11 protein-coding genes are annotated in these 13,279 nt (G+C 61.8%); 7 read left to right on the top strand and 4 right to left on the bottom strand.

The window, feature by feature from the left end:
* Positions 1 to 10 precede the first annotated feature (10 nt).
* Positions 11 to 1,126 carry a flavodoxin-dependent (E)-4-hydroxy-3-methylbut-2-enyl-diphosphate synthase gene (ispG, locus tag NO357_RS04325; RefSeq protein ID WP_306734374.1) on the top strand — a complete coding sequence of 372 codons (1,116 nt, stop codon included), beginning with the start codon at positions 11 to 13 and terminating at the stop codon, positions 1,124 to 1,126.
* On the opposite strand, the gene NO357_RS04320 is transcribed toward ispG, so the two are convergent.
* From NO357_RS04320 to NO357_RS04310, 3 genes are read right to left on the bottom strand one after another with little or no spacing between them, the layout of a single operon-like run.
* Positions 1,127 to 1,654, bottom strand: a complete 528-nt coding sequence (locus tag NO357_RS04320; RefSeq protein ID WP_306734373.1) for a thioredoxin domain-containing protein — start codon at positions 1,652 to 1,654, stop codon at positions 1,127 to 1,129.
* A complete protein-coding gene (locus tag NO357_RS04315; RefSeq protein ID WP_306734372.1) occupies positions 1,651 to 2,400 on the bottom strand; it encodes a DsbA family protein in 750 nt (249 codons plus the stop codon). The genes NO357_RS04320 and NO357_RS04315 overlap by 4 nt, the downstream gene beginning before the upstream one ends.
* Before the next feature lie 16 nt (positions 2,401 to 2,416).
* Positions 2,417 to 3,730, bottom strand: a complete 1,314-nt coding sequence (locus tag NO357_RS04310; protein ID WP_306734371.1) for a M48 family metalloprotease — start codon at positions 3,728 to 3,730, stop codon at positions 2,417 to 2,419.
* A gap of 69 nt (positions 3,731 to 3,799) precedes the next feature.
* Between NO357_RS04310 and NO357_RS04305 the strand changes: the two genes are divergently transcribed.
* The 6 genes from NO357_RS04305 to NO357_RS04280 all read left to right on the top strand — a co-directional run bounded on the left by NO357_RS04305 (position 3,800) and on the right by NO357_RS04280 (position 12,399).
* Entirely contained in the window at positions 3,800 to 4,945 is a 1,146-nt protein-coding gene (locus NO357_RS04305; RefSeq protein WP_306734370.1) for a pyridoxal phosphate-dependent aminotransferase, read from the top strand.
* A 57-nt stretch (positions 4,946 to 5,002) separates the two neighbouring features.
* Entirely contained in the window at positions 5,003 to 6,223 is a 1,221-nt protein-coding gene (locus tag NO357_RS04300) for an N-acetylmuramoyl-L-alanine amidase (protein WP_306734369.1), read from the top strand.
* Between the two features lie 102 nt (positions 6,224 to 6,325).
* A complete protein-coding gene (locus tag NO357_RS04295; protein ID WP_306734368.1) occupies positions 6,326 to 8,878 on the top strand; it encodes a penicillin-binding protein 1A in 2,553 nt (850 codons plus the stop codon).
* Between the two features lie 73 nt (positions 8,879 to 8,951).
* On the top strand, positions 8,952 to 10,079 hold the full coding sequence (gene prfB / locus NO357_RS04290; protein ID WP_306734367.1) for a peptide chain release factor 2: 1,128 nt from the start codon (positions 8,952 to 8,954) through the stop codon (positions 10,077 to 10,079).
* A 64-nt stretch (positions 10,080 to 10,143) separates the two neighbouring features.
* Positions 10,144 to 11,565: an amidase gene (locus NO357_RS04285; RefSeq protein WP_306734366.1), complete on the top strand. Its 1,422-nt coding sequence runs from the start codon at positions 10,144 to 10,146 to the stop codon at positions 11,563 to 11,565.
* A gap of 54 nt (positions 11,566 to 11,619) precedes the next feature.
* Positions 11,620 to 12,399 carry a DUF2189 domain-containing protein gene (locus NO357_RS04280; RefSeq protein WP_306734365.1) on the top strand — a complete coding sequence of 260 codons (780 nt, stop codon included), beginning with the start codon at positions 11,620 to 11,622 and terminating at the stop codon, positions 12,397 to 12,399.
* Between the two features lie 9 nt (positions 12,400 to 12,408).
* On the opposite strand, the gene NO357_RS04275 is transcribed toward NO357_RS04280, so the two are convergent.
* On the bottom strand, positions 12,409 to 13,227 hold the full coding sequence (locus NO357_RS04275; protein ID WP_306734364.1) for a helix-turn-helix domain-containing protein: 819 nt from the start codon (positions 13,225 to 13,227) through the stop codon (positions 12,409 to 12,411).
* Between the last annotated feature and the right edge of the window lie 52 nt (positions 13,228 to 13,279).

Genomic DNA, 13,279 nt, shown 5'->3' with positions numbered 1-13,279 from the left:
CATCCAGCCGATGACGCACAATCCCGTCCGCCCGTGGCGCGATATCGAACGCCGCAAGAGCCGCCAGATTCATGTAGGATCCGTGCCGATCGGGGGCGATGCACCGATTGGCGTGCAAACCATGACCAACACGCCCACCACCGACGTGGCCGCCACCGTGGCGCAGGTGCAGGCGGCCGCCGAAGCCGGGGCCGACCTGGTACGGGTGTCGGTGCCCGATGAAGCTTCGGCCAGGGCGCTGAAGGAAATCGTGGCGGAAAGCCCGGTGCCGATCATTGCCGATATCCATTTCCACTACCGGCGCGGCATCGAGGCGGCCGAGGCAGGTGCGGCCTGTCTGCGGATCAACCCGGGCAATATCGGATCCGAAAGCCGCGTGCGCGAGGTGATCGCAGCGGCGCGAGACCACGATTGCTCGATCAGGATTGGTGTCAACGCGGGCAGCCTTGAGAAACATCTCCTCGAGAAGTATGGCGAGCCCTGCCCTGACGCGATGGTGGAAAGTGCCCTCGATCATATCCGCATTCTCGAAGACCACGATTTCCATGAATACAAGATCAGCGTAAAGGCGTCGGACGTGTTCATGTCGGCGGCGGCCTACCAAAAACTGGCCGAAGCCACGGATGCACCGATCCATCTCGGGATCACCGAGGCGGGCGGGTTCGTGTCAGGGACGATCAAGAGCGCGATCGGGTTGGGCAGCCTGCTGTGGATGGGGATCGGGGATACCTTGCGCGTGTCGCTGTCGGCCGATCCGGTGGAAGAGGTCCGGGTCGGTTTCGAGATCCTGAAGTCTCTGGGATTGCGCCATCGTGGGGTGAATATCATCTCCTGTCCATCCTGCGCCCGGCAGGGCTTCGACGTGATCAAGACCGTCGATGAACTTGAAAGGCGTCTGGCGCATATTCACACGCCCATGAGCCTGTCGATCATCGGTTGCGTGGTGAACGGTCCCGGAGAGGCACTGATGACCGATATCGGCTTTACGGGCGGCGGGGCCGGGTCGGGGATGGTCTATGTCGCGGGTAAACAGGATCACAAGCTCGACAATGAAAAGATGATCGACCACATCGTCGGGCTGGTGGAAAAGCGTGCGGCCGAGATCGAAGCGACTTCCGCCGATTGACTACTGGCCTGTGCCGCGGTCGAGATAGCGGGCGATGACCGGTGCCGGTATGGCCCCGCGCAGCATCATTCTCGGAAACACGTAGAACGGTAGCGTGTCGACGCCCAGCCTGTCAGCGAGTCCGGGCTGGACCTTGCGGTCGAACACCTGCACCCAGAGGCTTTGGCTTTCCGCCAATGCGCGCAGGTCATCAACGGCGCGAGCACAGTCGGGGCAGTCCGGACCGACGAACACCGCGATCACGTTGCGCGCCTGGTTCTGCCCGAAATGCTCGGCCGTTGCTACCGGAGCGAACAGTTGGTCGGCGTTGTCGCGGATCAGCGCGAGATCGTTAGCGATATCCTCGGCATAGGTGTCTTGTGCTCCCTGACGACGATCTCGCACCAGTTCGGGATGAGCCAGAAGAACCGAGCGGATTTCAGCATGGAAAACCGCGCGTTCCTCGGGTGTGAGCGCCGTGAAGTCGGTTTCCGCCGCTACCGTGCCGGCGGTGAGACACAGCGCCAGTGTGACGGCTGGTTGCCTCACTCGGCGCGGGTCTCCTCGACCAGCCGGCGCATACCGGCCAACGGCAGGTAACCGCGCAGCATCTGGTCGCCGAGTACGAAGGTAGGCGTGCCGTTGATCGACAATTGCTGACCCAACGCGTGGTTGGCCGCAATCACCACGGCGACCTCGTCGCTGTCCATGCGCTCGATCACCTCGTCGGCATCGAGCCCGAGCGTGCCCGCGAGCCGCCGCAGCACCGGCTCTTCGGGATTGCCCTTGAGCCGGATCAGCGCCTCGCCGGCGGCATGATAGGCGTCGTCACCGGCGATCTGCCGCACCGCGATAGCGAATTTCGCCGAATCCGTCGAGGCTTCACCGAGAATCGGGAAGTCCTTGACGATAAATCGAATATTTCCATCGCTTTTGATCAGTTCCGCGACTTCGTCATGGGCTTTTCGGCAGTAGCCGCAGCGGTAGTCGACAAACTCGACCAGGGTAACGTCGCCCTCGGGGTTGCCGCCGACCCAGGAATTCGGGTCATTGAACAGAGCGTCGCTGTTGGCCGCGATCATGCTGGCGTCGGATTGGGCTTGCTGAGCGGCTTCGCGCTGTTCCAGAACGGCCACGGCTTCCATGATCACTTCCGGGTTTTCCAGCAGGTAGGCCCGGATTTCCGCCCGGAACGCCTCGCGCTCGGCGTCGGACATGGCGTTGAGGTCGAAGCTGTGCGCCGGGCCGGCAAGGGCAAGACCCATGGCGAGCGTGGCGGCGAGATAGCGTGTCATCGATGGGGACTCCCAGTTACTTTTTCTTCGAGGCGGTTTCGGCGGCAGAAAGCACATCCTGTGCCCGTTGCCAACCGGTCGAGCCGCGCGGCAAGAGGCCCGCCGCGCGTTTTGCATGTATGCCGGCGTCTTTCATCCGGCCTTGCAGGGCATAGCGTTCGGCTGTGACCAGCGAGGCCATGCCAGGATTTTTCAGCGTGGCGTAGGTCTGGGCCAGATCACGCAACACCCGCGCGTCTTGCCCATCACGGGCCCTTGCCTTTTCGAGCACCGGCAGCGCCGCCTTTGCGTTACCGGTCACGATCAGCGCGTGACCGTAACTGCCAAGGATCAGCGCATCACGTGAAGCGAGATTGACCGCGTTCTTGTAGGCTGTCAGCGCTGCCTTCATCTGCCGGCTTTCCAGCAGGATCTGCCCGTAAAGCTCGTGGTAATAAGGATCTTTCGGTTTCAAAGCGAGAAGCGATTTCATCGTCGCGACAGCCTTCGAGGTATTGCTGTCGCGGTGATAGGCGACCGCCAGACGCATCAGGCGGATGTCTTCGGCGGCGCTTTCCCCGGCGCGTTGTCGGGTCCATTTCGGTGCCCGCTGGAACGCCGTCAGCTTGCCTTTGACGCGCGAGAACCAATAGGCGGCGGCGGGATCGGGATTGATCTTGCCGCCATAGGCATCGGCCAACGCCTTCACGTGGCGCAGCCGGGTGCGCGACATCGGATGAGTGCGAGCATAGGGATCTTGCCGTGCCGCGGAAACAAGGTCCTGTCCGGAGAATAATTCCATTACCCGCACTGCGCCATGTGGGTCGACATTGCCGCGCGCCATGTAACGCACAGACGACTGATCGGCGGCGCTCTCCTCGGCCCGCGTGTGGCCCATGAAGACGCGGCCGGCGGAACTTGAGATGCCGATGCCCAACGCGGCGGCGGCCTTGGAACTGCCGCCGCTGGCCGCGACCGCAGCCGCCAGCGCCAGCCCTATACCGGCTGCGGTCTTCGCGGTACGGGCGTTAAGCACACGCCGCGCGATGTGGCCATTGGCGATATGGGCGGCCTCGTGGGCGATCACCGCCTGCAACTCCTCGGCGGTCTGAAGCCTCGAGATCAGCCCGGAATGGATGAAGATGTGATTGGCGTCGATCACAAAGGCATTGAGAGTCCGGTCATCGACCACCAGGATCCTTGTGCGCGCACTCGACAGTCCGGCTGCGGTCAGCACCGGTTTGGCCAGCTGTTTCAACGCATGCTCGATGTCGGGATCGCGAAGCAGGGTCACCGCCTGGGCGGGCAGCACGGTCGCAACCAGGAAGGCCGCCGCGGCAAGTATGCTCAAGACACGCTGCATTGACGGCAGCCCCCGTTCCCTGTGTAAGACGGTCTCGGCATTGATAGGAAGAAAACCATGCGGAACTCAAGGCGCGGGGCGGTCGATCCCTTTATTGTGATGGACGTCATGGAGGCAGCACGTAAGGCGGAAGAGGCCGGCCGGCACATAATCCACATGGAGGTTGGCCAGCCCGGCACGCCTGCCCCGGAGGGCGCCCGGACGGCGCTGATGCAGGCGATGGCAAGCGAACCGCTGGGCTATTCAGTGGCGCTCGGCCTGCCGGCTTTGCGTGCCCGCATCGCGCAGCACTATGGCGAGCGTTACAACGTCGATCTCTCTCCGGAACGGGTGATCGTCACGGCTGGTTCCTCGGGCGCTTTCTTGCTGGCCTTCACTGCGTTGTTTGACGCCGGAGACCGGGTCGGAATTGGCGAACCGGGCTACCCGTCTTACCGCCAGATTCTGCGGGCACTGGATATCGTGCCGGTGGGAATTCCGACGAAAGCGGAAAACCGCCTGCAACCAGTACCGGAGGAACTGACCGGGCTCGATCTGCAGGGGTTGATGGTTGCCTCGCCAGCGAATCCCTCGGGGACCATGCTGGACCACGTCGCGATGTCCGCGCTAGTCGGGGCATGTGCCGAGATCGGAACCGCCTTCATCAGCGACGAGATCTACCACGGCATCGAATACGAGGCGAAGGCGGTGACCGCGCTGGAGATCACGGACGAGACCTATGTAATCAATTCGTTCTCAAAATACTATTCGATGACCGGCTGGCGCGTGGGGTGGATGGTGGTGCCCGAGGATCACGTCCGGCTGATCGAACGTCTGGCGCAGAACATGTTCATCTGTGCCTCGCACGCGGGCCAGGTAGCTGCACTGGCGGCAATGGAGTGCGACGAGGAGTTGCTAGGCAATCTCGAGGTCTATCGCGAAAACCGTCGCCTGATGATGCAAGGCCTGCCGGTGGCCGGTTTCGACAAGATCGCGCCGCCGGACGGGGCGTTCTATGTCTATGCCGATGTTTCGGCGTACACCGAAGACAGCCTTGCGTTTGCGGAGGAACTTTTGGAGAAAGCTGGCGTGGCAGTCACGCCGGGGCTCGATTTCGACCGCGAGCGCGGCGGTCACACGCTGCGCTTCTCCTATGCCCGCTCGACCGACGATATCCGCGAGGGGCTGCGGCGACTCGAAGCTTACATGCGCGACCGCAGGTGATTCCCAAACCCGAGCGATTGCGTTAGACTGCGAGAAAATCAGCCGAAAAGCACGGGCATGAGCAGAGTCATCAGGGTCTTCGTCGCCGCATTCGCGATCGTTCTCGCCTCCATTGCCGGGGCGCAGGACTTTTCTGGCCTGGCGCGAGTCGATCCGGAATCCAGCCGAGTTTCCGACCTGCGGAGCGGGCTGCACCTGGAATTGGGGCTGAGCCAGGGTGTGCCATACCGCGTCTATACTTTGCCCGATCCCGACCGGATGGTGCTCGATTTCCGCGAGGTCGACTGGACGGGGCTCGAGACCGATACGCTGGCCCGGGCGGCCGGAGTCAACGCCGTGCGCTTCGGAGGCGTCCGCCCCGGCTGGTCGCGCATGGTGATCGACCTGGTCCAACCGATGGTGGTAGATCTGGTCGACTTACGGGTTGATCCCATAAACGGCCAGGCCCGTCTCGACGTGAAACTGGCCCATGCCACGCGCGAGGCGTTCGAAGCCGGCTCGGTCGCGCCGTTTGGTCCCGATTGGGGCAGTGTGCCGCCCGATCTGCCGCGGCCGAAGCCAGATGTCGGGGAAGGGCGGCTGACCGTTCTGATCGACCCCGGCCATGGCGGCATCGATCCGGGTGCCGAACGGGAAGGGCTTCAAGAGAAGGAACTCATGCTGCTTTTTGCCTTCGATTTGCGCGATGCTCTTCTCAGGGTCGACGGCGTGGATGTGGCGCTGACTCGCGAAGACGACCGTTTCGTGTCGCTCGAACGTCGGGTGGCGATTGCGCATCAGACCGGGGCGGGACTTTTCATTTCTCTGCACGCCGACATGCTGAGCGAGGGGCGGGCCCACGGTGCCGTTGTCTATAAGCTGACCGACCAGGCCAGCGACGAGGCCAGTGCGCTTCTTGCCGAGCGCCACAACCGTGCCGACATACTGGCGGGCGTCGACCTAACCGGACGTGACGACGTGGTGGCCGACGTGTTGCTCGATCTGGCGCGGCTTGAAACTCAGCCGCGCACCGATATGCTGGCCCGCTCGATTGTCGATTCGCTGGAGGCAACTGGTGTTCCACTCAACCGCCATCCTTTTCGCTCGGCGGCGTTTTCGGTGCTGAAGGCGGCGGATATCCCCTCGGTCCTTCTCGAGGTCGGTTTTTTGTCGAGCGACCGCGATTTCAATAACCTCGCCGATCCGGTCTGGCGGCGGAAGGCCGCGGCGGCGCTGCGGGACGGGATTCAGGCCTGGATGATCACTGACCGGGCGGCCCGCGATCTGGTCCGGCAATAACCGTCAGGTAGCGGCGGGAAACGGCCGAAGTGGCCCGGCTTTGTGTTTTGACGATAACCGGGCCGGACCTTATATAGGCTTGGCAATTGGCAGGGGTCTTGCGTGCTCAGATTTTTTCTTTCCACCCTTGGAGGGCTGTTCAGCCTGATGACATTGGGACTGATGGGGATTGCCCTTGCGCTGGGGGCGATCTTCTGGGTTTACGGCCGCGATCTGCCCAGCCACGCGAGTCTGGCCCAATACACCCCACCGACGATCAGCCGCATCTACTCGGTAGAAGGCAAGATCATCGACGAATTCGCCCAGGAACGCCGTCTGTTCGTCCCGGCTGAAGATATCCCAGATTTGGTCAAACAGGCCTTCATCAGTGCCGAAGACAAAAATTTCTATAGCCACAAAGGTTATGACACCCGCGGCATTCTCTCCGCCGCCTATGAGGCGATCAAGTCGCGCGGACAGAACGTGCGCGGTGCCTCGACCATCACTCAGCAGGTGATGAAGAACTTCCTGCTGTCCGGCGACCGCCGCGTCGAACGCAAAATCAAAGAGATCATCCTTGCCACCCGTCTCGAAGAGAGCCTGTCAAAGGACAAGATCCTCGAGCTTTATCTCAACGAGATTTTTCTGGGGCAAAACTCCTACGGTGTCGCCGCCGCGGCGCAGACCTATTTCAACAAGACCCTGTCCGAGCTCGCGCCGCACGAGGCGGCGACGCTGGCCTCGTTGCCCAAGGCGCCGTCCGATTATCATCCAGTTCGTCGCAAGGAACGCCTGACACAGCGGCGCAACTTTGTTCTCAAGGAGATGATGGAAAACGGCTATATCTCCCGGGCCGTCTATGAAGCCGAGCGCGCGGCGCCGTTGCGCACCGTTCAGAACAACGACTTCGAAAGCTACAAGTTGGCCTTGCCGCCACGCGACTATTTCACCGATGAAATCCGCCGGCAGCTCAGCCAGGATTTCGGCGAGGAGGAGTTCTTTTCCGGCGGCATGAGTGTGCGCGCCACCATCGATCCGGAAATGCAGAAAATCGCTGCCCAGGCGTTGCGGCAGCAGCTGGAGCAATATGATCGCGCTCGCGGCGTATGGCGCGGCGCCGGCAAATCTATCCCGGTCGAAAAACTAGGTAGCGAGGAGAGTTGGCGTGCGGCGTTGGCAGAAACTAAGGTCGCTCGCGACATTGAATTCAAGAACACCTGGTACCCTGCCGTCGTGCTGGAAGTCGGCGACAACGACGCGAGAATCGGCATCGAGTCCGTGCCCGACGACGAGGACGGGCATTGGATTCCCGCCAAGGACGTGCAGTGGGCGCGCAAACAGCTGGTCGACGGCAAGCTGGGCCGCAAGGCGCGGGTAGCCGGTGATCTTCTCGACGTGGGCGATGTCGTTCATGTTCGCCGGATGACCGCCGACGCTGATGGCAGTTTTATCCGCTGGACGCTGCGCCAGGTGCCCGAGGTGCAAGGCGGTTTCATGGCGATGGACGTGAACAACGGTCGGGTGATTGCCATGCAGGGCGGATTTTCCTACCAGAACTCGGTGTTCAATCGCGCCACTCAGGCACGGCGCCAGCCTGGCTCGTCCTTCAAGCCTTTCGTTTATGCGTCGGCGCTCGATAGCGGTTACTCGCCGGCAACCATCGTGGTCGATGCTCCGATTGAGATCGATACTCCTCAAGGGGTGTGGAGGCCGAAAAACGCGTCCAACAAGTTCTATGGGCCCGCGCCTCTGCGCACCGGCATCGAGCGATCTCGAAACCTGATGACCATACGGCTGGCGCAGGAAGTCGGAATGGAGGTGGTGGCCGCGTATGCCGAACGCTTCGGCGTGTATGACCGAATGGGCCAGTTCCTGGCCAACGCGCTGGGGTCGGAAGAAACCACGCTGTTCAAGATGGTCTCGGCCTATGCCATGTTCGCCAATGGCGGCGAGCAGGTGGAGCCCACGCTGGTCGACCGGGTGCAGGATCGGTACGGCCACACTGTCTATCGCCACGACAACCGCAACTGCACCGATTGCGGCGATTCCGCGATCCCGCGCAACGCAAGCCCTACTATCACCTCGGACCGCAAACGGGTGATGAATGCGGTGACTGCCTATCAACTCACCTCGATGATGCAGGGCGTGGTGCAGCGTGGCACGGCGTCGAAAGCGGTAAATCTGCCGGTGCCGGTAGCCGGCAAGACCGGGACCACCAACGATGCCAAGGACGTATGGTTCATCGGCTTTACCTCGAACATCGTTGCGGGCTGCTATATCGGCTACGATACCCCACGGTCGCTTGGCCGCGGCGCGTCGGGCGGCGGGATGTGCGGCCCGGTCTTCCAGCGCTTCATGAGTAAGGCAATCACGAAATATGGCGGTGGCAAATTCCGGGTTCCGGAGGAGTGCGAGTTCATCAAGATCGACCGCTTGTCGGGTGCGCGGCTTTCCGATGATGCGAGCGGCCCCGGGGTTGTGGCAGAGTGCTTCCGTGAAGGCGAGGAGCCTATCTTCGGCATCACCTTCGATGGCGGTTTTGCCATGGGTGCGAACCTGCCGCTGTTCGAAGAGGTCGAACAGAGCGGGCGCCAAGTCACGACATCGACCGGCAAAAAGGCCGTCGTGGGTCCCAAGGCGAATTTCGGAACGCTGAGTTCGGGCGGGCTTTACTGAGCCCGCCAGCACCTTGCCGCGGCGAAGCCGCTGGTCTATCACCCGGTTCCAGGCTGAATTTCAGGAAACCAAAATGCGTGCCGAAACCCAGAACGTCGTGGCCGAAATAGAAAAGTCTCTCAACCTGCTGAAGCAGCGTATGGACTGGGAGACCGCCGAGCACCGGCTCGAGGAATTCAACGCCCGCGTCGAAGACCCCAACCTGTGGGACGATCCGGCGGCCGCGCAGAAGCTGATGCGCGAGCGCCAGACACTGGTGGACGCGATGGAAACCTACACGTCGATCCGCCTGGAACTCGACGACAATGTCGAACTGATCGAGCTTGGCGAGATGGAGGACGACGACGAAGTGGTGACGGAATCGGAAGCCGCGCTGAAAACTCTGGCTAAGAAGGCCGCCGAGAAAGAGCTCGAGGCGCTGCTCGACGGAGAAGCCGACGCCAACGACACTTTCCTCGAGATCAATGCCGGGGCAGGGGGCACTGAAAGCTGCGACTGGGCCTCGATGCTGGCGCGCATGTATGTGCGCTGGGCCGAGAAGAAAGGCTACAAGGTAGAACTGCAGTCGGTTTCGCCCGGCGATGAGGCTGGGATAAAATCGGCATCCTACAAGATTTCCGGCCACAATGCCTATGGCTGGCTGAAATCCGAATCCGGCGTCCACCGGCTGGTTCGGATTTCACCCTATGACAGCGCGGCGCGCCGGCATACTTCGTTCTGCTCGGTCTGGGTCTACCCGGTGGTCGACGACAATATCGAGATAGAAGTGAACCCGGCCGATATTCGCATCGACACCTACAGGTCCTCAGGTGCCGGTGGGCAGCACGTCAACACCACCGACTCGGCAGTGCGGATTACCCACAATCCGACCGGTATCGTCGTGACCAGCTCGGAAAAGTCGCAGCACCAGAACCGCGACATTGCCATGAAGGCACTGAAATCGCGGCTCTATCAGCTTGAGCTGGAAAAACGCCATGCCGAGATCAACGCCCAGCACGAGGCCAAGGGCGATGCCGGCTGGGGCAATCAGATCCGCTCGTACGTGCTGCAGCCTTATCAGATGGTCAAAGACCTACGGACAGGAGTCGAGACCTCGGATACCCAAGGCGTGCTCGACGGCGATCTCGACAAGTTCATGGCTGCCACCCTGGCCATGGATGTAAGCGGCAAGAGCCGCGCCGAGGCGCAGGCCGAGGAATAATCACCGATTGCAACGCGGCCAGATCGCACTAACCTTCAGGACAATTGCTGGGGAGTGACAAGGCATGGGCGATTTTCTGGACAAAGATGCGCTGGAACAGGCCGCGGCGCTGGAGAAGGGCGAGATCAGCGCCGAAGAACTGATGCGGTTGACCCTCGACCGGATCGAGGCTGTCAACGGCGACGTCAATGCCATCGTCTCGCTGCGGGATCCCGACGACCTTCTTGCCGAAGCCCGCGCCGCCGACAACACCCGTCGCAAGGGCTGGATGCACGGGTTGCCTCAGGCGATCAAGGACTTGGCCAATGCCAAGGGGCTGCCGACCTCAAAGGGCTCGCCGATCTTCGCAGGGCAGGTGGCCGAGGCCGATGACATCATGGTCGCCCGGATGCGCGCGGCGGGCGCCATCATCATCGGCAAGACCAATACGCCTGAATTCGGACTGGGCTCGCACACCTTCAACCCGGTGCATGGCGCCACGCACAACCCCTATGATCTGTCCCGGTCGGCCGGCGGCTCATCTGGTGGGGCGGCGGCCGCGCTGGCCTGCCGGATGCTGGCTGTGGCCGACGGATCCGACATGATGGGGTCTTTGCGCAACCCCGCGGCCTGGAACAACGTCTATGGCTTCCGGCCCAGCTGGGGGCGGGTGCCGTCCGAGCCGCAGGGCGACACGTTCCTGCACCAGCTTTCCACCAACGGGCCGATGGGCCGCAGTCCGCGCGACATCGCCGCATTGCTCGACGTGCAGTCCGGCCCGGATCCGCGCCAGCCACATGGTTGTCCGGCCGAACCGGTATTTCCCGGCATCGACGCGCCGGTGACAGGGGCGAAGGTCGGCTGGCTCGGCGACTGGGGCGGGGCCTATGCAGTGGAAGGCGGGCTCATGTCGCTCTGCGAACGCGCCATGTCGCGCTTCGCGGATCTCAGCATTGAAGTCGAGCCGGTCGATCCGGGGTTTGATGCAGCGCAGATCTGGGAGTCCTGGATCACCCTGCGGTCCTGGGCCGTTGCGGGAAGCTACGCGGCGCTCTACGAGAACCCGGAAACCCGGAGCAAACTGAAACCCGAGGCAATCTGGGAGATCGAACGCGGTCTCAGCTTCACGGCGATGGACATTCACTGCGCCAGCGTGATCCGGTCGAACTGGTTCACACGCGCGGCCGAGCTGTTTGAAGGCTATGACGCCTTGCTCCTGCCGACCACCCAAGTCTGGCCGTTCCCGGTCGAGTGGGCCTGGCCGAAACAGGTCGCCGGTCTGGACATGGACACCTATCACCGCTGGATGGAGGTGGTGATTCCGGTCAGCCTGATAGGGCTGCCCTGCCTCAACATCCCCGCAGGCTTCGGCGACAATGGTCTTCCTGCCGGGCTGCAACTGTTCGGCCCACGCGGCAGCGATTCCAGGCTTCTTCGGATCGGTCAGGCTTGGCATGAGGCAACGCGGCTTGTCGCCCAGAAACCGCCGATGCTCGCCAAGACTTGAAATATCTTTGAAAAAGCAGTCTCCTTCCTTTCAAAAACAAAAAAGGGAGGAGAGATGGAAGAAACTCTCGAACATGGTGTACCCGAACTCCGGGCCGTCGAATTCTGGATGCTGAACGAGGCGCTGCGCCGCGGCTGGGCGGACATGAAGCGCGCGCCGGGCTACAGTTTGTTGTTCGCCAGCGCCTATGTAATTATCGGACTGATCTTGGCTTATGTCACCTGGGTCACCGGCAAATCCTATTGGCTGATTTTCGCGGCGGTTGGCTTTCCGCTGGTCGGGCCGTTTGCTGCCTGCGGTTTTTACGAGGTTTCACGGTGTCTGGAACGTGGCAAGGAGCTTGATGTCGGGTTCGTTTGCACCACGGTTGCGCGACAGGGCCGGCGGCAGCTACCGTCGCTCTGCGCGGTCATCATTATGATATTCCTGTTCTGGTTCTTTCTCGCCCATATGATCTTCGCCCTGTTCCTCGGGCTTTCGACCATGACCAACGTGTCGAGCTCCTTCGAAGTCTATTTAACACCGAACGGGCTGATGATGCTGACCGTCGGCACGCTTGTCGGTGCGGCCTTCGCGCTCTTGCTCTTCATGATCACGGTGATTTCGATGCCGCTCCTGCATGACCGCGAGGTCGATTTCGTCACTGCCATGATCGCCAGTTTCCAGACCGTGCTGAAAAACCCGATGCCGATGCTGTTCTGGGCGGTGCTGATCTCGGTTCTGACCTTCGTGGCGATGATCCCGGCGTTTCTCGGATTGTATCTCGTGCTGCCACTGCTGGGGCACGCCAGCTGGCATCTCTACGATCTGATCAGTTCACCGGAGGCCGCGTGAGCCGCGGGCTCAGCGGAACGGGACGTCGAGGTTGAGTAGCTTGGCGTGAAACGGGTGCAGGTCCTCGCGGGCCGTCAACCCTCCGTGACGGGCGGTGTGGAAGATTGCCCGTTGGTTCGTCTGAATATGCTCGTAAACCATACGTGCCGCCCGGCGCCCGTTGAGGCTTTCGCGGACCGTGCGGGTGGCATATCCTTCCCAGAAGTTGTTCTCATAGGACGACACGCGCGACAGGAAGTTGAACGAGCAGGTCAGCGCCTTGTGCCGCGCGATCAGGGCGGCGACGCCCTGTTCCTGACGCAGGAACACCCCCCGAAACTCCCGGCTTGCCGCGTCGGTCTGCAATCCTTGCTGACGCATCGCTTCTTTGGGCTCGTAGCCACGAACAAAGCAGAATCCGTCCCTGCGGAACACATAGACCAGCCCCACGACAAACTGGTTGTCATTGACAAAGCTTGGCCGGCTGAAGCGATAGAACCCCGAGGGGAACTCGTCTTCCGCGACGTTCACCGATCCATGCCCAAGGAATTCCGACACCGCGGGATGGCTAAAGAGGTCACGGTTGTCGGGCTGAATGGCCTCAACCGGTTCCAGAAGGATTCTCGCATCGACGCCGAAGAAACCGCAAATCCGATACAGCACGTCCGGGCGGGGAAAACTTTCACCTGAAAGATACCGATTGAACTGCGTCCGGTTGATGCCCAGTTCCCGACAAAGGCCCGCCACCGATTGATATCGCCGCGACAACCGACGCAGGTTCGCGCCGAAGATGCTGCGCAGTTCGGCTGGATCCATTTGACCTGTACCTTGTCCGTACTTCGTCGTCACGTGGCCGACTTGTCCCAAGTTTTCATCGCGGTGTTCGGTCCTTTGCCGATTC

It is taken from the genome of Marimonas arenosa, assembly GCF_030848945.1.
GTDB lineage: Bacteria > Pseudomonadota > Alphaproteobacteria > Rhodobacterales > Rhodobacteraceae > Marimonas > Marimonas arenosa.
This window is presented reverse-complemented; position numbering and strand designations above follow the sequence as displayed.

Excerpts from the sequence above, each read along its gene's own strand:
- ispG (WP_306734374.1), top strand. The coding sequence starts at position 11 with ATGACGCACAATCCCGTCCGCCCGTGGCGCGATATCGAACGCCGCAAG.
- NO357_RS04315 (WP_306734372.1), bottom strand. The coding sequence starts at position 2,400 with ATGACACGCTATCTCGCCGCCACGCTCGCCATGGGTCTTGCCCTTGCC.
- NO357_RS04305 (WP_306734370.1), top strand. The coding sequence starts at position 3,800 with ATGCGGAACTCAAGGCGCGGGGCGGTCGATCCCTTTATTGTGATGGAC.
- NO357_RS04300 (WP_306734369.1), top strand. The coding sequence starts at position 5,003 with ATGAGCAGAGTCATCAGGGTCTTCGTCGCCGCATTCGCGATCGTTCTC.
- prfB (WP_306734367.1), top strand. The coding sequence starts at position 8,952 with ATGCGTGCCGAAACCCAGAACGTCGTGGCCGAAATAGAAAAGTCTCTC.
- NO357_RS04285 (WP_306734366.1), top strand. The coding sequence starts at position 10,144 with ATGGGCGATTTTCTGGACAAAGATGCGCTGGAACAGGCCGCGGCGCTG.
- NO357_RS04280 (WP_306734365.1), top strand. The coding sequence starts at position 11,620 with ATGGAAGAAACTCTCGAACATGGTGTACCCGAACTCCGGGCCGTCGAA.